At 43.9% G+C, this 19,379-nt stretch carries 31 protein-coding genes; all 31 read left to right on the top strand.

The genetic code is table 11. From position 1 onward, the window contains the following. Nucleotides 1-3: 3 nt before the first annotated feature. The 31 genes from BN1938_RS14285 to BN1938_RS14140 all read left to right on the top strand — a co-directional run bounded on the left by BN1938_RS14285 (nucleotide 4) and on the right by BN1938_RS14140 (nucleotide 19,297). On the top strand, nucleotides 4-879 hold the full coding sequence (locus BN1938_RS14285) for a DUF1351 domain-containing protein (RefSeq protein WP_050641248.1): 876 nt from the start codon (nucleotides 4-6) through the stop codon (nucleotides 877-879). A 4-nt stretch (nucleotides 880-883) separates the two neighbouring features. Next, nucleotides 884-1,822, top strand: coding sequence for a recombinase RecT (locus BN1938_RS14280; RefSeq protein ID WP_050641247.1), 939 nt, complete (start codon nucleotides 884-886; stop codon nucleotides 1,820-1,822). A gap of 33 nt (nucleotides 1,823-1,855) precedes the next feature. Beyond that, the gene (locus tag BN1938_RS14275) at nucleotides 1,856-2,305 is read left to right on the top strand and encodes a hypothetical protein (protein WP_050641246.1); all 450 of its coding nucleotides are present in this window, start codon (nucleotides 1,856-1,858) and stop codon (nucleotides 2,303-2,305) included. Nucleotides 2,306-2,317: 12 nt separating this feature from the next. Beyond that, entirely contained in the window at nucleotides 2,318-3,061 is a 744-nt protein-coding gene (locus BN1938_RS14270; RefSeq protein WP_050641245.1) for a hypothetical protein, read from the top strand. Nucleotides 3,062-3,161: 100 nt separating this feature from the next. Beyond that, the gene (locus BN1938_RS14265) at nucleotides 3,162-3,500 is read left to right on the top strand and encodes a putative PDDEXK endonuclease (RefSeq protein ID WP_050641244.1); all 339 of its coding nucleotides are present in this window, start codon (nucleotides 3,162-3,164) and stop codon (nucleotides 3,498-3,500) included. A 7-nt stretch (nucleotides 3,501-3,507) separates the two neighbouring features. Next, nucleotides 3,508-4,371 carry a DUF4373 domain-containing protein gene (locus BN1938_RS14260; RefSeq protein WP_050641243.1) on the top strand — a complete coding sequence of 288 codons (864 nt, stop codon included), beginning with the start codon at nucleotides 3,508-3,510 and terminating at the stop codon, nucleotides 4,369-4,371. Next, nucleotides 4,364-5,074 (top strand): Rha family transcriptional regulator, encoded by a 711-nt coding sequence (locus BN1938_RS14255; RefSeq protein WP_050641242.1) that lies wholly within the window; start codon nucleotides 4,364-4,366, stop codon nucleotides 5,072-5,074. The genes BN1938_RS14260 and BN1938_RS14255 overlap by 8 nt, the downstream gene beginning before the upstream one ends. A gap of 101 nt (nucleotides 5,075-5,175) precedes the next feature. Beyond that, complete coding sequence (locus BN1938_RS14250) at nucleotides 5,176-5,496, top strand: hypothetical protein (RefSeq protein WP_050641241.1); 321 nt, start codon at nucleotides 5,176-5,178, stop codon at nucleotides 5,494-5,496. Nucleotides 5,497-5,519: 23 nt separating this feature from the next. After that, on the top strand, nucleotides 5,520-5,807 hold the full coding sequence (locus tag BN1938_RS14245) for a hypothetical protein (RefSeq protein WP_050641240.1): 288 nt from the start codon (nucleotides 5,520-5,522) through the stop codon (nucleotides 5,805-5,807). 43 nt (nucleotides 5,808-5,850) lie between these two features. Beyond that, nucleotides 5,851-6,063, top strand: coding sequence for a hypothetical protein (locus tag BN1938_RS14240; RefSeq protein ID WP_240285518.1), 213 nt, complete (start codon nucleotides 5,851-5,853; stop codon nucleotides 6,061-6,063). Nucleotides 6,064-6,138: 75 nt separating this feature from the next. Continuing rightward, nucleotides 6,139-6,915 (top strand): phosphoadenosine phosphosulfate reductase domain-containing protein, encoded by a 777-nt coding sequence (locus BN1938_RS14235; RefSeq protein ID WP_050638854.1) that lies wholly within the window; start codon nucleotides 6,139-6,141, stop codon nucleotides 6,913-6,915. Nucleotides 6,916-6,941: 26 nt separating this feature from the next. Continuing rightward, nucleotides 6,942-7,343 carry a DUF551 domain-containing protein gene (locus BN1938_RS14230; RefSeq protein ID WP_050641239.1) on the top strand — a complete coding sequence of 134 codons (402 nt, stop codon included), beginning with the start codon at nucleotides 6,942-6,944 and terminating at the stop codon, nucleotides 7,341-7,343. A 33-nt stretch (nucleotides 7,344-7,376) separates the two neighbouring features. Then, nucleotides 7,377-7,646, top strand: coding sequence for a hypothetical protein (locus BN1938_RS14225; protein ID WP_148487088.1), 270 nt, complete (start codon nucleotides 7,377-7,379; stop codon nucleotides 7,644-7,646). A 32-nt stretch (nucleotides 7,647-7,678) separates the two neighbouring features. Then, nucleotides 7,679-7,852, top strand: a complete 174-nt coding sequence (locus BN1938_RS23450) for a hypothetical protein (protein ID WP_156320691.1) — start codon at nucleotides 7,679-7,681, stop codon at nucleotides 7,850-7,852. 168 nt (nucleotides 7,853-8,020) lie between these two features. Then, complete coding sequence (locus BN1938_RS14220) at nucleotides 8,021-9,079, top strand: tyrosine-type recombinase/integrase (protein WP_050641238.1); 1,059 nt, start codon at nucleotides 8,021-8,023, stop codon at nucleotides 9,077-9,079. A gap of 14 nt (nucleotides 9,080-9,093) precedes the next feature. Next, nucleotides 9,094-9,360, top strand: a complete 267-nt coding sequence (locus BN1938_RS14215; RefSeq protein ID WP_050641237.1) for a hypothetical protein — start codon at nucleotides 9,094-9,096, stop codon at nucleotides 9,358-9,360. Beyond that, the gene (locus tag BN1938_RS14210) at nucleotides 9,335-9,742 is read left to right on the top strand and encodes a hypothetical protein (RefSeq protein ID WP_050641236.1); all 408 of its coding nucleotides are present in this window, start codon (nucleotides 9,335-9,337) and stop codon (nucleotides 9,740-9,742) included. The genes BN1938_RS14215 and BN1938_RS14210 overlap by 26 nt, the downstream gene beginning before the upstream one ends. A 129-nt stretch (nucleotides 9,743-9,871) precedes the next feature. After that, on the top strand, nucleotides 9,872-10,336 hold the full coding sequence (locus tag BN1938_RS14205) for a hypothetical protein (RefSeq protein WP_148487224.1): 465 nt from the start codon (nucleotides 9,872-9,874) through the stop codon (nucleotides 10,334-10,336). Next, nucleotides 10,317-11,639, top strand: coding sequence for a terminase large subunit domain-containing protein (locus tag BN1938_RS14200; RefSeq protein ID WP_330581578.1), 1,323 nt, complete (start codon nucleotides 10,317-10,319; stop codon nucleotides 11,637-11,639). The genes BN1938_RS14205 and BN1938_RS14200 overlap by 20 nt, the downstream gene beginning before the upstream one ends. Beyond that, the gene (locus tag BN1938_RS14195) at nucleotides 11,632-12,972 is read left to right on the top strand and encodes a phage capsid protein (protein ID WP_050641233.1); all 1,341 of its coding nucleotides are present in this window, start codon (nucleotides 11,632-11,634) and stop codon (nucleotides 12,970-12,972) included. Before BN1938_RS14200 ends, BN1938_RS14195 begins: the two co-directional genes overlap by 8 nt. A gap of 5 nt (nucleotides 12,973-12,977) precedes the next feature. Further along, on the top strand, nucleotides 12,978-14,468 hold the full coding sequence (locus BN1938_RS14190) for a phage minor capsid protein (protein ID WP_082203017.1): 1,491 nt from the start codon (nucleotides 12,978-12,980) through the stop codon (nucleotides 14,466-14,468). After that, nucleotides 14,465-14,662, top strand: coding sequence for a hypothetical protein (locus BN1938_RS14185; RefSeq protein WP_050641232.1), 198 nt, complete (start codon nucleotides 14,465-14,467; stop codon nucleotides 14,660-14,662). The genes BN1938_RS14190 and BN1938_RS14185 overlap by 4 nt, the downstream gene beginning before the upstream one ends. Nucleotides 14,663-14,803: 141 nt before the next feature. After that, complete coding sequence (locus tag BN1938_RS14180; RefSeq protein WP_050641231.1) at nucleotides 14,804-15,358, top strand: phage scaffolding protein; 555 nt, start codon at nucleotides 14,804-14,806, stop codon at nucleotides 15,356-15,358. A gap of 18 nt (nucleotides 15,359-15,376) precedes the next feature. Continuing rightward, nucleotides 15,377-16,240: a hypothetical protein gene (locus BN1938_RS14175; protein WP_050641230.1), complete on the top strand. Its 864-nt coding sequence runs from the start codon at nucleotides 15,377-15,379 to the stop codon at nucleotides 16,238-16,240. Between the two features lie 10 nt (nucleotides 16,241-16,250). Beyond that, nucleotides 16,251-16,607, top strand: a complete 357-nt coding sequence (locus tag BN1938_RS14170) for a head-tail connector protein (protein ID WP_050641229.1) — start codon at nucleotides 16,251-16,253, stop codon at nucleotides 16,605-16,607. Continuing rightward, nucleotides 16,604-17,020: a DUF6751 family protein gene (locus BN1938_RS14165; RefSeq protein ID WP_050641228.1), complete on the top strand. Its 417-nt coding sequence runs from the start codon at nucleotides 16,604-16,606 to the stop codon at nucleotides 17,018-17,020. The genes BN1938_RS14170 and BN1938_RS14165 overlap by 4 nt, the downstream gene beginning before the upstream one ends. Continuing rightward, on the top strand, nucleotides 17,020-17,352 hold the full coding sequence (locus BN1938_RS14160; RefSeq protein ID WP_050641227.1) for a minor capsid protein: 333 nt from the start codon (nucleotides 17,020-17,022) through the stop codon (nucleotides 17,350-17,352). The genes BN1938_RS14165 and BN1938_RS14160 overlap by 1 nt, the downstream gene beginning before the upstream one ends. Then, a complete protein-coding gene (locus BN1938_RS14155) occupies nucleotides 17,349-17,807 on the top strand; it encodes a hypothetical protein (RefSeq protein ID WP_050641226.1) in 459 nt (152 codons plus the stop codon). Before BN1938_RS14160 ends, BN1938_RS14155 begins: the two co-directional genes overlap by 4 nt. A gap of 17 nt (nucleotides 17,808-17,824) precedes the next feature. Beyond that, nucleotides 17,825-18,322, top strand: a complete 498-nt coding sequence (locus tag BN1938_RS14150; protein WP_050641225.1) for a hypothetical protein — start codon at nucleotides 17,825-17,827, stop codon at nucleotides 18,320-18,322. A 16-nt stretch (nucleotides 18,323-18,338) separates the two neighbouring features. After that, nucleotides 18,339-18,707: a DUF6673 family protein gene (locus BN1938_RS14145; protein ID WP_050641224.1), complete on the top strand. Its 369-nt coding sequence runs from the start codon at nucleotides 18,339-18,341 to the stop codon at nucleotides 18,705-18,707. Then, on the top strand, nucleotides 18,707-19,297 hold the full coding sequence (locus BN1938_RS14140) for a bacteriophage Gp15 family protein (protein ID WP_050641223.1): 591 nt from the start codon (nucleotides 18,707-18,709) through the stop codon (nucleotides 19,295-19,297). Before BN1938_RS14145 ends, BN1938_RS14140 begins: the two co-directional genes overlap by 1 nt. The last annotated feature ends 82 nt before the right edge of the window (nucleotides 19,298-19,379 follow it).

Here is a 19,379-nt window from a genome sequence, read left to right as displayed (position 1 = left end):
CATATGGAATTAAAGATTATGAGCCCACAGGAAAACGGATTCATCAAAGAGATCCAATGGAATAACGAAGAGCTAAAAAAGGATATTGCAGAGAAGATGCAGGAATATAAAACACTGGTCTTTACAGAAGATACAATCAAAGATGCCAAGTCAGACCGGGCAAAGCTCAATAAGTTGAAGGCGGCTTTTGATGATGAGAGAAAGAGAATTAAAAAGTTATGTATGGAGCCTTACGATAAATTCGAAAAGCAAGTGAAGGAACTTATTGCCCTCATAGATGAACCTATAGGTCTAATCGACAGTCAAATTAAAGAAGTAGAGGAGCAAAAACGGATTCAGAAACGGCGAGATATAGAAGAACTTTTTAAGACAATAGGGTTTCAGAAGTTCGTGACCTTGGACAAGATTTTTGATGATAAATGGCTTAATGCAAGCGTCTCTTTATCCAAAATAGAAGAGTCCATGAAAAGCACCATGTATCGGATTGGAAACGAAATAGCTACCATTAACAACCTGCCTGAGTTCAGTTTTGAGGCAAGAGAAGTCTATGTGAAAACATTGGACATCGCAAAGGCTATAAAGGAAGGGCAGAGGCTGGCAGAAATTCAGAAGCGAAAAAATGCTTATGAGGAAGAACAGCAGAAGAAAGTGGTGGAAGAAGAGGCCGCAAAAGCAGAAGAAAAGAAGAATGCTGAAATACAGGAACTACAGACAGTACAACCGCCGGTTCATGAAGAAGCAAAAATTCAAACGGATCCAGCAGAACAAAGGGAGTCTTTAATACAGATGGATTTTCGGGTGTGGTGTACAAAGGATCAGCTGTTGTCTCTGCGTCAATACCTTGTAAATAATAAGATTAAGTTTGGAAAGGTGGAATAATAACATGGCAGTGAAGAATTCGTTGAGTGTATCCAAAGGGCAGAGTGTAGGGCTTACAGCATATCTTACCCAAGACGCAGTAAAGAAACAGATTAATAGCGTTGTAGGCGGTAAGAATGGCACACGCTTCATTTCAAGCATTGTCTCTGCAGTACAGACAACACCAGCTCTGCAGGAGTGCACAAACTCCAGTATCTTGTCAGCGGCCCTCTTGGGTGAGGCATTAAACCTTTCCCCATCTCCTCAGCTGGGACAATTTTATATGGTCCCATTCGATAATAAAAAGAAAGGCTGTAAGGAAGCGCAGTTTCAGCTTGGATATAAGGGGTATATTCAGCTTGCTATTCGAAGCGGCTATTATAAGAAGCTGAATGTTATACCGATTAAGGAAGGTGAACTTGTACATTACGATCAGTTAAATGAAGAGATTGAAGTGAATCTGATTGAGGATGATATGGTCCGTGAAGAAACACCGACTTCTGGTTATTATGCCATGTTTGAGTATGAAAACGGATTCCGTAAGGCGATGTACTGGTCAAAAAAGAAAATGTTGGCCCATGCAGAGAAGTATTCCTTTGCTTTTAACAGAAATGGTGGAGGTAAGTCTCTGGAGCTTTTGGAACAGGGAAAGATTCCTGATAATGAGTTGTGGAAGTATTCGTCATTCTGGTTTAAAGACTTTGACGGGATGGCGCTAAAGACTATGCTTCGCCAGTTGATATCTAAATGGGGGATTATGTCCATCGAGCTGCAAACCGCCATTGACAAGGACATGGCTGTAATTCATGAGGATGGGATTCCGGAATATGTGGAGAATGAGCATCCAACGGATGAAAATGTTGTATATGATCAGGAACTGAATGAGGGTGAGGCAGAAATATCACAGAAAAATATATCAATAAACAGTGAGCAGATGAGCATTGAAGAAGAATTCTTCAATTAATCATAAAAAATCAAAAGTAAGAAAGGAGAAACTATGAAACACATCAATCTTGAAACATTTGCAAGTGGTGCATTTACAACTCAAGTTAATCGGGCGCTGGAGGAAGTAACAAATAATATTCAGGATCCAAATACGGATGCTACTGCAAAGAGAAAAATTACGGTATCTATTGAACTAAAGCCAAATGAGCAAAGAAACTTTGTGGCTACAGGTGTTGTGACAAAAACAACTCTTGCACCAGCGCTTGGGGCGGTGACAGCGATAAGCATGGGTAAAAATTTAAAGACAGGAGAAGTGGAGGCACAGGAGATTGGTAATCAGATCCCAGGACAAATGTCTATGGAAGAAATTGAAGAGGCGGAAGTTGAAACAGTGGAAGTTATGGACAAGGTAGTTGATCCATCAACCGGAGAAATATTTGAGAGACCTGTACAGCTGCAGCCAAGCAAAGTAGTTAATTTGAGATCAGCAAAAGAAGCATAGGAGGATAAAATAATGTTTGAAGGATTAAGAGAAGCGTTTGAGTATGTAACCGGATTAAAAGAAGAAAGCATGGATGTTAAGGTGACAGAAATTGCAGGAAAGACCTATTGTAATAAAAAGCTGGTGGAATACGGTCAGGAACCTATGGCCTCCGAGATTGAAGCTACCACATTAACAGCCCTGGTGGATTACATAAAGAACAGCGGGAAGGAACTGAGGGACAGCATGATCATTCAGGTTAAGAGTCCCACCCGTGTACAATTGTTTTCTGGGCTGACGAAAGAAAGAACCCGTGAATATCTCTTCGAATCATCGGCAATTGTTCCGAGATTCAGGTTTGATGAATGGTACGATCAGGAGCGCTTTCTCATAGAGCTGCAGGCTGATTTTGCGGTAAATGAGGATCTGCTTGCTATCCAGATGGTTTCTGGGAATGTAGAAGCTAAAACAACAGCAAACTACGGAGATGACGGAGTTACACAGAAGACAACCATTAAACAGGGGATTGCATCAAAAGCGGATGTACTGGTACCGAATCCGGTTACATTAGTTCCATATCGAACATTTTTGGAAGTAGTTCAGCCTGAAAGCCAGTTTGTATTCAGGATTAAGGACAATGGCGGAGAACCGGTATTTAAAATTGTTGAAGCGGAAGGCGGATTGTGGAGAAATGAAGCAATGGCAAATATTAAAAAGTATTTGGAGGATCAGCTTCATGGTGAACCTGAAATGCACCATATCACAATCATTGCATAATGACACTTCCTTAATTATTGATAAACGTCACGAAAGTAACTTGCAAACGGGAGATTCCCCCTGCCAGATCAATACTGACAGGGGAGGAAGGAGCAGGCACTTGAACAGCAGGAATAAAGGCGCCGCAGGAGAACGTGAACTTGCTAAGATCCTGAGAGAATATGGATACGAAAAGAGTCGGCGTGGACAGCAGTTCTGTGGTAGCAATGGCGACGCTGATGTCGTTGGTCTTCCCGGGATACATATAGAGTGTAAACGGGTGGAAAAGCTGAATATCTATGATGCAATGAAGCAGTCACAAAATGACGGTAAAGATGGAGAGGCACCTGCAGTTTTCCATCGCAAAAATAATAAACCATGGCTTGTTACAATGACCATGGAAGAGTGGATGAAGATGTATAAGGCATCCACAGAATTACTGCCTGGAAAAGGCAGGTGATGGCGAAATGGGAAGACACCCAAAACAAGGGTTGAGCTTCTTTCGAAAAGATGTTGATTATTATGACGATTTTAAGGTAATGGAACTGCTGAATGAGTATGGACCGTTAGGGCAGACCATTTACGACATTATCCTTTGCGAAGTGTATAGGGACAAGGGGTATTACCTGGAAATTCCTTTAGATAAGCTGGCGGCGAAGATCATTCGGATTATCGGGAATAGGTGGGTGAAGAACAAAGACTTTGTGCTACAAGTGATTCAGTACTGTGCAGACATAGGACTTTTCAATAAAGACCTCTTGTCACAGAATGTTATCACCTCTGTTGGAATCCAGAATCGCTACTCCGAAGTGACTGCGAGGAACAAAGTTCAGAAAGACAAATATTGGTTGATTGATGAAGACGGTCAGCCTTTATTAAATGCACCCAAAAAAGGTATTTCTGCATCAGAAAAAACTATTTCTGCAACAGAAATACCGATAAATGAGTCAGATAAACAACAAAAGGAAAGAAAAGAAAATAAAAGTATAGAAAACAAAAACATAGAAGGCGGATATTTTGAAAACCCTGAATTGGACCATTATTTCCGATTATTCATTGCAATGCGAAAAAGCCGTGATGCTAAATTGTCTGATGAACAGATAGAAGGCCTTAGAACTGAATTGTTAGAGGTATCAGATAAAGACTCCGAGAGAATAGCGATTGCTAAAAAAGCATTCAATTCCAGCTGGAAAGGTTTTTATCCCATCAATAATAGGAAAGCATCGAAACAGAAGAAAGACCTGAACAATTTTGAACGCCGAAAGTATGACATGGATTCATTGGAGCAGCAGCTCCTTGAAAGTCAGGAAGGAGAAGCGAGTATTGAATAATATAGAAGAAAAACATATAGACAGCCGGGAAGTGGCTGAGATGGTAGGAAAAGAGCATAACAAGTTGTTGAGAGATATACGTGAGTATATTTCCCAATTAGGACAAGCCAAGATTGGACAGTCCGAATTCTTTACAGAAAGCACATATATAAACAGCCAGTGTAAAACAATGCCATGTTATTTGGTTACTAAAAAGGGATGCGAACTGATAGCCCATAAGCTGACCGGGGTAAAGGGGACGGAATTCACTGCAAAATACATAGAGCGGTTCCATGCCATGGAAGATACCATAAAGCAGGGATTTGACCTGTCAGACCTGTCACCGGAGTTGCAGGCCATATTCGCACACGACAAGAAGATTCAGCTTGTCATGAACCACATGGACGATCATGAGAGCCGGATCGACAATCTGGAAAATACCATGACTGTCGATTACGGTCAGCAGAAGAAACTGAACGATCAGCACCACACAACAGCTATCCGGGTGCTTAAAGGGATGGAATCACAAGAATATGGAGACAAGGCACTGAAGGAGAAGGTATTCCGGAGCATCTGGCGGGACTATAAGAGTTATTTTGGAATCTCATCCTATAAGGATACGCCTGCAGCCAGGTTTGGAGAGGCTATGGAGTATCTGCGCGGATGGCAGCCAGACATGAACCTGCGGATGGAAATAGACCAGTTCCTGCCGTTTTCTTCTTAGGAGAATATATATGGAGATAGTAGTTGCTGTTTTGGCAATAGCCATAATTAGTTTTCTGGCGGGATTCTCCTCTGGTTATTGCATCGGAAGGAGGGAATAAATTGAACTGGGTAAGTAAAGCACACCGAGAAAATAAAGTACATAATCTGTTAAACCAAGCCCTGAGAGATCCACAGATACAGGAAGCGCAGAAAAAGCAGATTGACGAAGCCAGGGTGAAAGCTTTTGATTGTTTCTTACTGATCAGTATTGATTATTTACATCGTCATTGTGGATACGGAAAGAAGCGTCTCCTAAAATACATGGGATTCGTGGCAGACCAGATAAAATATATCCCGGACGATACGGACTATTTTAAACTACTGAATGAGGCATTGGAAGAGGAAACAGGGATTAATATTCTGAAGAATACAATCAAGTAAATTAACATTTAGAGGTGAAAAGAATGAGTAAAGTATTAGTACATGCCTACATGGTATACAGATGCAAAGAATGCGGAAAAGAGTTCAGGATGTGGTGTGAAAAAGGAATTGAAGATGGTGAGAAGCCGTCACCATTTGTCATTCAGTGCAAGTGTGGAGGATTTGCAAGTGATATAAGCGGATTGCACAGAATCAATAAGCCACGTCCAAACCCATTACTGAATTATGATACCGGATATATGATTCTTCCTGAAGGAGAATCGTATTTCGGTAACGAAGGTAGAGACTGTGGAGTATCACATTTAATTTAACATTTAGGCAAAATCTAGAAAGGAATATATTATGTGGACTGATTTGAGTAGATTTAAGGTGATACATGGAGGCAAGGTGCTCAATGCGGTAGCTATAGCAGAAATAAGGATGCCGGAAGGAATGGACTGGGAAGATAGGGATACCATTATTAAACCAAAAACAATTGATGTGTTGGCAATCAATGAAGATGGGAATCTGGTATCCATTATGGATGAGGCATGGACGTTTCAATTTTTGCCGATAGTATCCAATTAACAATTTTAACATTTAGTGAATAACAGAAAGGAGCCGTTCCCCGGCCGGGAGAGTGTACACGGAACCTTTTTAAAAATGGCAAAAACAAACATAATTGTACCGGAAGGGGTACAGACGGATTATACAAGTGTGATCGTAAGCTACAGCAATGGAATAGACAGTACAGGGGCACTGTACTGGGCCTTACAGGAATTTCCAAAAGAGAAGATATTTCTCCTGTATTGCGATACTGGATTTGAGTATCCAGAAAATATCAAAATGTTTTATCGGACAGCTGCATTTATCGGAGTTAAGCCGGTATTACTACAGCACCAAAAGGGGTTTTTGAATCTTCTGTTGGAGGAACGGCTAAAATGGCCCGACATGAAAAACCGCTGGTGCACGGCGTATCTAAAAACAGGTGTAACCGACCATTGGATACGGACGCACAGGGATATGTTGGGCACCAAGTGTCTGTTTATCAGCGGAGAACGCCGGGACGAGAGCAGGGGCCGGGCGAAGCTGCCAGAAATAGAATATCATAGTACAACTCTCAAAACAAAAAGGGTTGCAGATTTTACCTGTCACTGGTACCGACCTTGCCTCGATTTCGAGAAAGGTAAAATGTTTGAGCAGGGAAAAGAATTAGGGCTGGAACCGCATTTTTGTTATGAATATCTGGGGCGCTGTAGTTGTATGGCTTGCATGTTCATGAATGACCAGCATGCCATTGAGAATATGAAACGGTATCCAGACCAGATAAGGCCATTCATACAGGCGGAAATAAAGCTGGCGCACACATGGAAGAAGAACAGAGGGCTGGTTGAGCTATGGGAGCAGTGCCGGGATATAGACGATGTAGAAGAAAGCTAAACTGGCATTTAGTAAAGGAGAATTAAATGGGATATTGTGATGAAGGTTGTGAATACCTCACTCGTAGGCATAACTGTAATAAGTATCATAAAGGGCTGACATATTTTAGTCATAATAGCAAGAGCTTGGCGTATAGTTCGCATGAGCGCTGCAGCGAATGTGATAAGGACCACATTATTGCAGATCTTGAAGCGCAGCGAAATAAAAGCTGGATCCCGGTATCTGAGCGCCTGCCGGAAGAACAAAAATTCTATCTTGTAACAATCGCAAAAAATACAGGTGGGCATGATATAGAATACTGTTTTTATGAGTGCGGGAAATGGTTAATGATAGCGGATGGAAATAGTGAAGAAAATACCTGTTGGGAAGAAGAGGTTAAAAAAGTAGTTGCTTGGATGCCGCTACCGGAACCATACAAACCAGAATAGCATCCGGCTGCAGGCCGGGGAAAGAAGGAGATTATGGCAAACTGTAATAATTGCGTAAAACAGGATGATTGTTGCAGCGCAAGAAAGATGAGCGGGTATTGTGGAGGATATAGTCCGGCAATGGTGACAAATAGAGAATATTTTTTCGGAGATAAAATGATAGCAGACACGGTGATGTTGCTTACATACGACAATCATCCAAGACAAGAGTGTAGAGATTTTAAACAAAAGCTGAGAAGAATGAGACCGGATGAACTAAGAAAATGGTTAGAAGAGCCAAAGGATCGGCAGTTCAATTGGTAAACTAAACCCAAATTTAATGAAGGAGAACAGTTATGACAACAAATGAGATAATTATGATAGTAATATGCACGATATGGTTACTGCTTATCCTTGCAGATACGATATTGAATATAATTGTAAGACGCGCGTATAACGAATATGTTCAGATCATAAGCGAGCAGAACGAAATATTCAAGCAATTGCTATTCGGGAAAAAAGATAATTGAAACCGGAAGTAGGGAGCCGGTGGATTGATTTATTGGGTGAGTGAGTTTTTTATAGATAACTACATAAAAAAGTAGCAGACCGTCCGGCAAGACTTTGTTCTGCTACTCATTCACCTAAGGGGATTGTACCATAACGATTCTCCTTAGGCAATACAAAGGAGAAAAATTATGCGTACACAGAAAGAGATTTTAAGGGACAATATTATAACCAAGATGATGCCATATTTGGATGCAGTGGCAATGGATATGCTTAATCAGGTTATTGTGCAGGAGCTTTACAATGTGGAGATTACAGAGATGGGAGAGACGCTGCCAGCGACGCGCGAGAATACTAATCAGTATATCTTAGAGCTATTCGAAGCGAAAAAAGCGCCGAAGCTAAGCGTTAAGACAGCAGAGTATTACTTAAGGAGCATCAAGAATTTTGTGGCGTTTATTGGTAAAAGCCTTCTCGATGTAACAGATATGGATATTGAATATTACTTGCAGCACTACGCGAAAAAAGGCAATAAGCCTACCACAGTTAATAATGAGCGGCGGGTGATCTCTGCATTCTTCACCTGGATGCGCCGGAGTCATCTGATCGTAGAAAATCCGTGCGAATCTATCGAAAAATACGCAGAAATCGAAAAGCCGATAGAGCACATGGAGGATTGGGAAATGGAGGCCCTGCGGGATGCCTGCAAGGTCAGGACGGTTAACAAGGTGACGCAGATCGAGGAGTACCGGGAGTGCCTGCGGGATCGTGCCCTGATAGAGTTTTTACGGTCTACTGCCGTCCGGATCGGAGAGTGCACGTCTGTTAATGTGCAGGACATCAATTGGGACACCGGTGATATTCTCATCTACGGACAGAAAGGCCGGGCGTATAGGACGGTGTGTTTAGACGATGTGGCCAAGTTCCACCTGCGTAAGTACATAGAGAGCCGCACAGATGATAATACTGCACTTTTTGTATCCATTAAAGGCCCACATGAGCGAATGCAGCGCAGCGGTCTGCGTGCTGCCATAAAGCAGATCGCGAAGAGATCAATATTGGATCGCAATGTATACCCGCACCTCTTCCGAAAAACCACGGCAAGCAATATGGCTAAAAAGGGGTGCCCGGGTGAGTTGATATCCCTGTATCTTGGTCATAAAAACGGAAATGTAACCAACAAACATTATGCATACCGTAGCCCGCAGCAGGTAAAAAGTGCCTTCCTGCAGTACGGGGCCGCGGCATAGATTGGAGGAATAGATTGAAAAATAAAAGGAGCGATAAAGAAAAGAAACGGGATCGCCAGGATCATTACGCCGGACTTATAAAAATGAGTGTGGAAGCTATGGCACGGTGGCATTTCCGGCGCAGGCCGTATACGGATGGTAAACTTTCGGAGCAGGCCAGGCGTCTGATCCGGGTGCAGGGGCGGCAGATTGAACGTAAGACGGAGTTAGAGTATCTGTCGGGGGTAATAAATATAAAAGAGGGAGTGCGCGATAATGCCAAATGTAAGGCCAATGAATGAGAAAAAATATGACATCAGCAAACATCGCTTCTTAGAGCTTTATCATTTCTGCATGCAGTATAATGAGTGGCAGGACGAGCTGAAATACAAAAGAGATACGGTCCGTAGCATTGAGATTACGGATATGCCGATGAGCCACGGAAACGGGGATGCTACGGCAACGCTTGCGACAAGGAGGGCAGAGCTGAGCCGCAAGTGTGAGCTGATAGAGCAGACTGCAATCGAGGCAGACCCAGACATATATCAGTACATAATCAAAGGGGTGACTACGGATTATGCATCGTATAGGTATTTAAGAGAGGTTGCCGGGATGCCCTGTGGAAAAAAGATGTATTATGACCGTAGGAGGAAATTTTTTTATCTGCTATCAAAAAAAGTTTAAGAGGGGGACTCAGAGGACAACTTTTTGTGATATTATAGTATCATCGAAAAAGTTAAAGTAAAGCGTCCTGCTGTATCAGTGGGGCGTTTTTTGATGGGATAAATGAGCCGGAATTGAAGGTGGTGGTAGGTGAATGATGAAAACTTAAAAGGTCATGGCTTTCATGAACGAACAGCGAGTGAACAGCGAGAGATAGCTAAAATGGGCGGCATAGCATCGGGTGAATCCAGGCGTAAAAAAGCCAATTTAAGAGAGGCTGCCAACCTGCTTCTTACGACTAAAATTGAGCATCCAGAATGGAGTGAGGCGCTGGAAGAAATGGGACTTGAAAGTACTCTCGAGTATGCTCTAGTTGCCGCTATGGCTAAAGAAGTGCTTGCCGGTAACGTATCAGCATACAGGGCAATCATGGATACTGTGGGACAGACAGATAAGTCAGAATCGGATTTGGAAGAGCAGCAATCCAAAACTGAACTAAATCAGGCAAAAAAGCAGAGTCTCACAGGAGAAAATGAAACGGACGAGGCTCTGAAGAAACTGGATGAAATATTGAAAGGGATATATGAGTATGCAAATGAGCAGGAAGCAGAATGAATATATAGTTAATTCAGTACATCGGTGGAATATTAAATCCGGGGCAGTACGTTCAGGCAAGTCCTATGTGGATACAGCCTTTGCAATACCATTCCGGATCAGGGAGCGGGCAGGAAAGCCAGGACTTGTAGTAATCCTTGGTGTGTCACGTGATTCTATTGAGCGTAACGTTCTGGCTCCGATGCGGGAAGTATATACAGACAAGCTAATCGGGACGATTAACAACCGTAACATTGCAAGGGTCTGCGGGGAAGATGTATACTGTTTGGGAGCTGAAAAGATCAGTCAGGTAGCAAAGATACAGGGCTCGAGTATTAAATATGCTTACGGTGACGAGATTGCAAAGTGGAACAAAGAAGTATTCCAGATGTTGAAATCCCGTCTTGATAAACCATACAGCTGCTTTGACGGAAGCTGTAACCCGGAACATCCGACTCACTGGCTGAAGGAGTTTATTGACAGCGAAGATCTGGATATTTACCTGCAGGAGTATACGATCTTTGACAATCCCTTCCTGGATCCGGCCTTTGTTGAAAACCTCTGCAAAGAATATGAGGGGACGATCTATTATGACCGTCTGATACTGGGAAAGTGGAAACGTGCAGAGGGGGCAATCTATAAACGATTTGCTGATAACCCGGAGGCATTCCGTTGTGTGGTTGTGGATTCCTACAATCAGAAGAGCGGATGGAAGCAGTTCAAAAAGGACGAGATCGTATCAATAGAAATCGGACTTGACTTTGGAGGAAGCCAGTCAGGGCACTCTTTCGTTGCCCGCGGCTATACTGATGATTACCGGGAGGTGATCGCACTGAAATCATGCAGGATCATGGCAAAGAATGAGACAGAAGAGATTGACAGCAACAGGCTGGATGAATTGTTCTGTGAGTTTATACAGGAAGTCATGGATGAATATGCGGTTGTATCAATGAGCGGGGATACTGTGAACTACTGCAATATAGAGTCCGTATTCTGGGACAATGCAGAAACTGTGCTCGGTAATTCTATTAGGAATGCGGTTGAGAAACGTTTTCCTTGGATTACAGTGAAGCCGGCCAAAAAGAAGACAATTAATGACCGAATCAGATGTACCGTCAGGCTCATGGGAGCAGGGCGGTTTTTTATTACTATCGGCTGTGAAAGCTTACAGTCGGCTATTACAGACGCGGTATGGGATACTGAGGTAAAGGACAGGGACGAGAGGCTGGATGACGGCAGCACAGATATAGACAGCCTGGATGCTTTCGAGTATACGATAGAGCGCGATATGAAGTACCTGATACAGGAGGTGCCGGATGCTTGATACAGTGAAAAATATATGGAGGAGGATAGCGGGAATGTTTGGATATACCACAATAAAAAATGTGATTGGCCGGGATGTTGTGTTGTCTCAGGCCATGATCGATGCAATCAATGATTGGAAGAACATGCTGAACGGCAATGCAGACTGGATCACAGACTATATCAAGTCATTGAAGATTGAACACGGCATCTGCCGCGAATTTGCTGACGTGGTGCTGGTGGAAATGGAAACCTCCGTCACAAATACAGCACTTGACAAAATATATCAGGAAGCGCTCCCACTACTGAATGAAAACATGCAGGAAGGACTTGCACTTGGATCATTCTGCCTGAAACCACTGCCGTCTGGGACAGCTGATTTTGTAACAGCAGACAAGTTTATTCCGGTACAGTTCGGGGATGATGGAAAGCTGACAGACGTAGCATTTCTTACGGTAAAACGGATAGGTGAGACAGATTACTATACGAGAGTAGAAAGGCACTATTTCGTCAGCGGGAATCTGACTATAGAAAATACATGTTACCACTCCCAGAGCCGGAATGACATAGGACAGAGATGCAACCTTGAAGAAGTGGAAGAGTGGGCGGATATCAATCCCGGGCCGGTCACATATCCGGGCATGACACAGATGGACTTCGGATATTACCGAAACCCTATCAAGAACAATATTGACGGGTCCGCCTGTGGAGTATCCATATTCGATTCTGCCAGGGAGCTGATCCGGAAAGCAGATATCCAGGGGGCAAGGCTTGACTGGGAGTTTGATTCTGGTGAGCGGGCAATCCATGTGGACAGCCGGGCGCTAAACAGTAAAACTGGAAAGATGTCAAAACTGAATAACCGCCTGTACCGAGGGCTCAATATCGAAGACGGGAAAGACAAAGAGCTCCTGCGTGAATATTCCCCACAAATGCGGGATGAATCATTTAAAAGGGGGCTTGAGGAATACAAACGTGAAATAGAGTTTGTTGTTGGCCTGTCCTATGGCGATCTGTCAAACGTGCAGGAAGTAGATAAGACTGCAACAGAGATCAAAGCGTCAAAGACAAGGAAGTACAACCGTGTTTCCGCGATTCAGGAGAGCCTGCGGAAATGCCTCGAAGATTTTGTCGCAGGTCTTGCCTTTTATAACAATGCGTACCGCTCTGGATATGAATTCAACTGCAAATTCAATGATTCCATCCTAACTGATGAGGAGACAGAACGTCAGCAGGACAGACAGGATGTGAGCATGGGGGTTATGAGTCATTGGGAATACCGGATGAAATGGTATAACGAAGATGAGGCCACGGCAAAAGCTAACCTTCCGGAACAAAATACAGTGCAGGAGTGATGTAGATGCAGCCTAACGAGCTGGCGAAACTGCCAGAAAAGATAGAGGCACTTTTCATTGATATGCAGAACAGGATCATGCTGGATGTGGTGCGGCGGATCAGGAAGACCGGCGGGATCACTTCAACTGCAGATTATCAGCTTCAGAAAATGCAGATTCTAGGGAACTCTTCAGAATTCTTAGAAGCAGAGACCAAGAGGCTGCTAAACGCTACTTACCCTGAAGTATTTGAACTGTATGACGAAGTGATCGAAAAAGACTATGTGAGAGACAAGTCTCTGTATGAACAGGTAAATGCAAAGTACATACCGTATAAAGACAACGAGACCATGCAGGCCTGGGTAGAAGCCGCCCGGGTGCAGACAAACGGACAATTTGATAATATTACAAAGTCAATGGGATTTTCACTGAATTATGGAAACAAACTGGTATTCACTCCTTTTTCAGAGTATTACCAGAAATATCTTGACCGCGCCTGTATGGATATCGTAACAGGGGCATTCGATTACAACAGCGTCCTCAGGCGGGTAGTAAAAGAGATGACCAGCAGTGGAATCCGAACTGTGGACTATGCATCTGGGCACAGCAACCGAATTGATGTTGCTGCCAGGAGAGCCGTCATGACCGGAGTGAACCAGCTGTCTGCTAAAATACATGAACGGACCGCAGAGGATCTGGGGACAGACATGTACGAGGTGACATGGCATACAGGTGCAAGGCCCAGTCATTGGTGGGGCGGCAGGGTGTATACAAAGCAGGAGCTGGCAGACATCTGCCATTTAGGTGAGGTAACAGGGCTTTGTGGGGCAAACTGCCGGCATAGCTACCATGCCTTTATTCCCGGCATTTCGGTCCGGACGTATACTGATGAACAGCTTGACCAGATGAATGCGAAAGAAGTCAGAGTAAAGGAATGGAAGGGCAAAGAGTATAATGTATATCAGGCAACGCAGAAACAGCGGCAGATGGAAACTGCAATGCGGGCACAGCGGGAAAAGGTGCAGCTGTTGAGATCAGGTCGGGCTGACCCTGATGTGGTGACGGTTGAAAAAGCGAAATATCAAGGCCAGTTGAATGAGTATGCACGGTTCTGCAAAATAATGGATCTTAAACAACAGAGGGAACGGATATATATTGATTTACGCGGGCGTGTTGCACCAAGCAAGAAGACATATGTTAAATATACATCCGGAAACTTCAAAAACACAACGAAGAAATCCTTGCAGGGCCAACTGTCTTACGTATATAATGGGGTAAAGGACTTCATACCAACAGGGACAGATTTTAGCAATGTAAAGACTATAGCAGGTGCCGGAAGCGATACCCCATTAAGGGCAGCACACAGACTTGCAGAGAAATATGGAGGGGCATCTGGCGAATGGAGTAAATTTGCTGGAAAGATTGAAAGCGGCAAATATATTTTCGATGTCCATTGGTATGAACGCAACGGGAAACAATATGACGCAAAGCTGAAAGTAAGGAAGGGAAGACAATGAAATTGAGATATATAGGGGAGACATTTGGAGTCGATTCGCTGACGGATGGGAAAATATATGAAGCTACCCTGGATGCATCCGGGATGTTTAGGGTCATAGATGACAGCGGGGAAGATTATCTGTATTCCGCGGAAAATCCAGCACCATTGGATGGGAGCAGCCCTGGAGGACGCTGGGAAATCATTGAGCCATAGAGATATGTTAAATTTAACGCGCAGGAATGTCCTGGGCGTTATTTTTATACCATTTGGTCAGCAGATCAGACCTAAAACAGTCAATTCGTGGTGGCGTGGTTACACACCTAAAACAACCTAAAAACGAAAGGAGAATGCAGCATGAAAACAGAATTTTTGAAGGAACTTGGTTTGGAGCAGGATGCAATCAGCAAGATCATGGCGGAGAACGGAAAAGACATTGAGGCTGAGAAGAAAAAGACACAGAAGGCAGAAGGCGAGCGTGATAACTACAAATCACAGCTTGACACGGCGACCGAAGAACTGGATAAGTTTAAGGGCGTAAAGCCGGAAGAGCTGCAGGCGACGATAGAACAGCTGCAAAATGACCTGAAAGCGAAAGATGATGAGTATGCAAGGAAAGAGGCAGACCGCCTTTTTACTGACTCATTGAAAGCCGCAATTAAAGAAGCTGGCGGCCGGAATGAGAAGGCTGTCATGGCCCTTCTGGATGTAGAGCAGCTGAAGGCATCCAAAGACCAGTCCGAGGATATTAAGAAAGCATTGGAAACCGCAAAGGAGTCTGATGCTTATTTATTTGGAGCAGATGAACCATTTAGTAACCCTGTCGGAACTACAGGCGGCAGTGCAGGAGGAGAAGGCGATTCCCTTGCGTCCATCCGCGCAGCAATGGGACTTCCGGCAGAAACGAGATAAGAAAAGAGGTAAAAGAATATGGCAAATGTAATTGCATTAAGAAAACAGTATTCCACACTCCTGGACGAGGTGTATAAATTAGCGTCCCTGACAGCGGTATTAGACGGGCCTAATGAGCTCGTTCGGGAAGGGGCAAATGCAAATGAAATTCTGATCCCGAAACTGTCCATGCAGGGCTTGGCTGACTACAACAGGCAGACAGGATATGTTGCAGGCGATGTTACCCTGGAATACGAAACTAAGAAGTGTGCGTATGATCGTGGGCGCATGTTCACCATCGATGCAATGGACAATATCGAGTCGGCCGGTGTGGCGTTCGGGCGTCTGTCCGGGGAGTTTCTGAGGACAAAGGTAGTGCCGGAGCTCGATGCATACAGGCTTTCTTCCTATGCTCAAATTGAGGGCGTAAAGAAGGTGAGCGAAGATCTGGCAAATGGGAAAGCGGCACTTGCAGCACTCCGGGCGGCACGTGGAGCGATTGAAAACGCAGAGGCGAATATTGCCACCTGCTATCTGTTTATCAACCCGACCATTTACGGCTTGATTGAAGACCTCGATACTACGGCATCAAAGAAAGCAATCGAAGGATTTGCAGGCATAACCAAGGTTCCTGAAGGGCGGTTTTTTGATAAGATCACTTTATCCGGCTCCGGCGAAGGTGGCTTCCAGAAAGCAGAGGGCGCTCTTGGCATGAACTTCCTGATTATTGATAAGCAGACCGCTATCCAGTACCAGAAGCATACGGTGACAAAAATCATTTCCCCGGAAGCGAATCAGGATGCGGATGCCTGGAAATTTGGGTACCGTACTGTCGGGATGGTAGAGGCTTACGACAATAAGAAAGACGGCATTTATGTCCATACGGTAGCAGCGGGAGCATAAGGGGTGCCATATGAAGGTAGATTATAGGTTTTATCAGGATACTTATGGGGGCGGAAACGTCCCTGAAAGTGTCTGGAAACGTCTCGAACAGAAAGCAGTGCAACGCATTGACAATTATACATTTGGACGGACTGACTGCGAGTGGACAGGTATGGCTTGGGAAAACCGGGCAAAATGCGCTGTCTGCGAGATTGTGGAAGTCATGCACTACATGGATAAAATGGACGGGAAAAAGTCAGAAAATACAGACGGGTATTCAGTTTCGTTTGAGTCTTCCGCAACCCTGCAGAGAAAGTTGTATGGAATCGCTGGTACCTATCTGGCCCACACAGGGCTGATGGACCTCGAAGTGGAGGGTGACTCATGACCACAAATGCAGACATGACTATTTATAACTACTGGTACAACCCAAAAACAAAAGAGCGGGAATACCGTAGAACGCAGATCATGGGCGTACACTGGCATACTGACCAAAAAGTAGCAATCATTGACAAGGGCGTAGTGGGCGGGGATATTTATAAAATCAGGATCCCACAAGATGCAGCAACCGAAGAAGGCAGGAGATACCTGGCTGCAGAACTGTACCATAAACTCAGCGTTGATAACGTGGGGAGGTATTGGACTGTCGACAAGGAAGACTTGTTCGTGAAAGGCTTGGTTGATGACGATGTTACGGGGCTATCGTCCTTAAAGCAATACCCGGAATCAGGAAAGATCATGAGTTTTTCTGTGAATGGGTATGGAGCAGCCCCGCATATCCGCATAGGGGGTGCCCGCTGATGGAGACTAAGATTACTCTGCACATGAATTCGGCAGATAAAATTCTTCTGAAACGGAACCTAATCAGAAACGGCAAGGCACAGAAGTTCTTTACGCACGAAGTCAGACGCTTGTCGGATCCCTATGTCCCGTTTCGGAATGGTCCGCTGAAGAATACCGCTGTAGAGCAGGTAAACAAGATCACGTATGGACAGCCATATGCCAGACGGCAGTATTATGAGCATAAAGGCGATGGACTTCGAGGAAAACTGTGGGATAAGCGTATGTGGGCGACTCGAGGGCCTGAGATTGTGAAGTCTGTGGCAAATTTTACAGGAGGTAAAGCAAAGTGACAGCAAAGAAGGAAGATAGGAAGATTATGGAGGGCATTCGGGAATTTATAAAAGAGTGCCCATGCATCCAGACATACCTTGATGCATTAAAATCAGATGTGAATGTGGAATATTTGAAAGATGATGAGAAGAATTATTCCATTGAGTCAGAGCCGATCGACCCTATTGTAAGAAAATATATGGATGGATCTGCCATAAGGCAGTTTGCCTTTATTTTTTCCAGTCGTGAGTCATATGGCCGTGAAGTGATAGAAAACCTATCGAACTGTGGATTTTACGAAGAATTCGCTGAATGGCTTGAAAAATGTGACAAGGGACGATCCTATCCGGATATTGGAGAAAAGCGAGAAGTAATGCGGATCAAAGCATCCACAACACCATATGTATTTGACACAAGCGAATCAACTGCAAAATATCAGATACAGGTAATCATGAAATATTATCAAAAAGCATAAATGAAAGGAGAACTATTATGGGAGTGAAACAAAGAAGAGGATTTGCCGATTATTTAAGCGTTGGGACAGGTGCGTCAAAAAATTACGTTCTGATGGGGGCAGGCTACACAAAGCTGGATGAGTCCCCGGCTGCACAAACGAAGTCCAGGAGATATGTAAATGACAAGTCACAGACGAAAAGCATTTCAGGATATGATGATTCTTTCCCTTTTGAGGCAGATCAAATTATAGATGAAGAAGCAGTTGAGTTTATCCGCGATATCGGGGAAAACAGAAAAACTGGCGCTGAAGCTGAGACTGACTATGTCCGTGTTGACCTGGATAAAAGGGTTGGAGATTCCGGTACGGAATATGAAGCCAGAAAATTCCATGTTGCGATAGAGGTTGCTGACTTTGCAGATAGCGATGGTGAAATGACAATGTCAGGGAATCTGCTTGGCATCGGCGATATGGTCCCGGGCAAATTTGATACAACTGCAAAGACATTTACAGCTTCCGCTGCATCTAATGAATAAAACAGGAGGTACATAAATGATTATAAACTTAAATGGTGTAGAGCTCGATTTTGATATGACAAATGTAGATTTTTATGAAAAATATATGGAAAATGCAGACGATCTGGATGTAGCCATGAACACTGAACTGACGGATGCGGAGAAGGGAGACTACCGGAAGGTAGTTGAACTTTTTCGCGATAGATGCGTTGCAATGAAAGGATTTCTTGACAAGTTATTCGGTGAAGGAACAGGCGAAACAGTCTGCGGAGTAAAGGATGACGTTGAAGTATGCCTTGATGTGTATGTTGCCATGTGCGAAGGGGTTGCCCATGACGCACAGAGACTGAAAAAGAAGTTCCCAGGGATGAACCGTGCACAGCGTAGGGCAGAAAAGAGTAAATAATGAAGTTTATGGAAAGCTTTCCTGAGACGGTTGAAATAGATGGTGTGGATTATCGGATTGACTCGGATTTCCGCACCTCTATTCGCTTTGAAGTTTTTATTCAGGAGGCGGAAGACGAAGAGAAGATTGTGCTTGAGCTGCTTCGCTTATATTATGGCGAAGAGATACCGCCGAACTTGACGAAAGCCGTTGAAAAGGCACTGTGGTTCTATTCTGGTGGCGAAATGAAAAAAACAGGGACATCCTCTGATACACAAAGACCACAGCCATATTCTTTTGAGCACGATTGGAACTATATTTATTCTGCTTTCCTCGAACAGTTTGGGATTGATTTACAGGAATGCACAATGCACTGGTGGAAATTCAGGGCACTGTTTCAATCCTTGAGTGATAAGTCAAAATTTTCTGAAATCGTCTGTTATCGGACGGTAAAATTATCACAGGTACCAAAGGAGCAAAGAGACTTTTACCGGAAAATGAAAAAGCTGTATGCTCTGCCAAAGAGCGATAAAGACGAGGAACGCATGAAGAATATCAGGGACAGACTGCGGAATGGAGAAAATATAGAAGAAGTGTTCGGGGGTGTTTAAAATTGAAAAGATAAGCTGTAAGAAGTGCGGGCAGACACTTTTCTTTGCGGATATCCGGGACGGAACCGTAGAAATAAAATGT

It is taken from the genome of Eubacterium sp. SB2, assembly GCF_001244405.1.
GTDB classification, from domain to species: Bacteria; Bacillota; Clostridia; order Lachnospirales; family Lachnospiraceae; genus Faecalicatena; species Faecalicatena contortus_B.
Note: the sequence above shows the minus strand (reverse complement) of the source record. Positions and strands in the feature narration are given on the sequence as shown.

What these genes read in the sequence shown, in the direction of transcription:
- BN1938_RS14280 (WP_050641247.1), top strand. Translation starts at nt 884, where the DNA reads ATGGCAGTGAAGAATTCGTTGAGTGTATCCAAAGGGCAGAGTGTAGGG.
- BN1938_RS14225 (WP_148487088.1), top strand. Translation starts at nt 7,377, where the DNA reads ATGGCAAACTGTAATAATTGCGTAAAACAGGATGATTGTTGCAGCGCA.
- BN1938_RS14145 (WP_050641224.1), top strand. Translation starts at nt 18,339, where the DNA reads ATGATTATAAACTTAAATGGTGTAGAGCTCGATTTTGATATGACAAAT.
- BN1938_RS14190 (WP_082203017.1), top strand. Translation starts at nt 12,978, where the DNA reads ATGCAGCCTAACGAGCTGGCGAAACTGCCAGAAAAGATAGAGGCACTT.
- BN1938_RS14245 (WP_050641240.1), top strand. Translation starts at nt 5,520, where the DNA reads ATGAGTAAAGTATTAGTACATGCCTACATGGTATACAGATGCAAAGAA.
- BN1938_RS14220 (WP_050641238.1), top strand. Translation starts at nt 8,021, where the DNA reads ATGCGTACACAGAAAGAGATTTTAAGGGACAATATTATAACCAAGATG.
- BN1938_RS23450 (WP_156320691.1), top strand. Translation starts at nt 7,679, where the DNA reads ATGACAACAAATGAGATAATTATGATAGTAATATGCACGATATGGTTA.
- BN1938_RS14230 (WP_050641239.1), top strand. Translation starts at nt 6,942, where the DNA reads ATGGGATATTGTGATGAAGGTTGTGAATACCTCACTCGTAGGCATAAC.
- BN1938_RS14150 (WP_050641225.1), top strand. Translation starts at nt 17,825, where the DNA reads ATGGGAGTGAAACAAAGAAGAGGATTTGCCGATTATTTAAGCGTTGGG.
- BN1938_RS14175 (WP_050641230.1), top strand. Translation starts at nt 15,377, where the DNA reads ATGGCAAATGTAATTGCATTAAGAAAACAGTATTCCACACTCCTGGAC.
- BN1938_RS14275 (WP_050641246.1), top strand. Translation starts at nt 1,856, where the DNA reads ATGAAACACATCAATCTTGAAACATTTGCAAGTGGTGCATTTACAACT.
- BN1938_RS14140 (WP_050641223.1), top strand. Translation starts at nt 18,707, where the DNA reads ATGAAGTTTATGGAAAGCTTTCCTGAGACGGTTGAAATAGATGGTGTG.
- BN1938_RS14180 (WP_050641231.1), top strand. Translation starts at nt 14,804, where the DNA reads ATGAAAACAGAATTTTTGAAGGAACTTGGTTTGGAGCAGGATGCAATC.
- BN1938_RS14185 (WP_050641232.1), top strand. Translation starts at nt 14,465, where the DNA reads ATGAAATTGAGATATATAGGGGAGACATTTGGAGTCGATTCGCTGACG.
- BN1938_RS14285 (WP_050641248.1), top strand. Translation starts at nt 4, where the DNA reads ATGGAATTAAAGATTATGAGCCCACAGGAAAACGGATTCATCAAAGAG.
- BN1938_RS14165 (WP_050641228.1), top strand. Translation starts at nt 16,604, where the DNA reads ATGACCACAAATGCAGACATGACTATTTATAACTACTGGTACAACCCA.
- BN1938_RS14270 (WP_050641245.1), top strand. Translation starts at nt 2,318, where the DNA reads ATGTTTGAAGGATTAAGAGAAGCGTTTGAGTATGTAACCGGATTAAAA.
- BN1938_RS14200 (WP_330581578.1), top strand. Translation starts at nt 10,317, where the DNA reads ATGAGCAGGAAGCAGAATGAATATATAGTTAATTCAGTACATCGGTGG.
- BN1938_RS14195 (WP_050641233.1), top strand. Translation starts at nt 11,632, where the DNA reads ATGCTTGATACAGTGAAAAATATATGGAGGAGGATAGCGGGAATGTTT.
- BN1938_RS14235 (WP_050638854.1), top strand. Translation starts at nt 6,139, where the DNA reads ATGGCAAAAACAAACATAATTGTACCGGAAGGGGTACAGACGGATTAT.
- BN1938_RS14210 (WP_050641236.1), top strand. Translation starts at nt 9,335, where the DNA reads ATGCCAAATGTAAGGCCAATGAATGAGAAAAAATATGACATCAGCAAA.
- BN1938_RS14160 (WP_050641227.1), top strand. Translation starts at nt 17,020, where the DNA reads ATGGAGACTAAGATTACTCTGCACATGAATTCGGCAGATAAAATTCTT.
- BN1938_RS14170 (WP_050641229.1), top strand. Translation starts at nt 16,251, where the DNA reads ATGAAGGTAGATTATAGGTTTTATCAGGATACTTATGGGGGCGGAAAC.
- BN1938_RS14260 (WP_050641243.1), top strand. Translation starts at nt 3,508, where the DNA reads ATGGGAAGACACCCAAAACAAGGGTTGAGCTTCTTTCGAAAAGATGTT.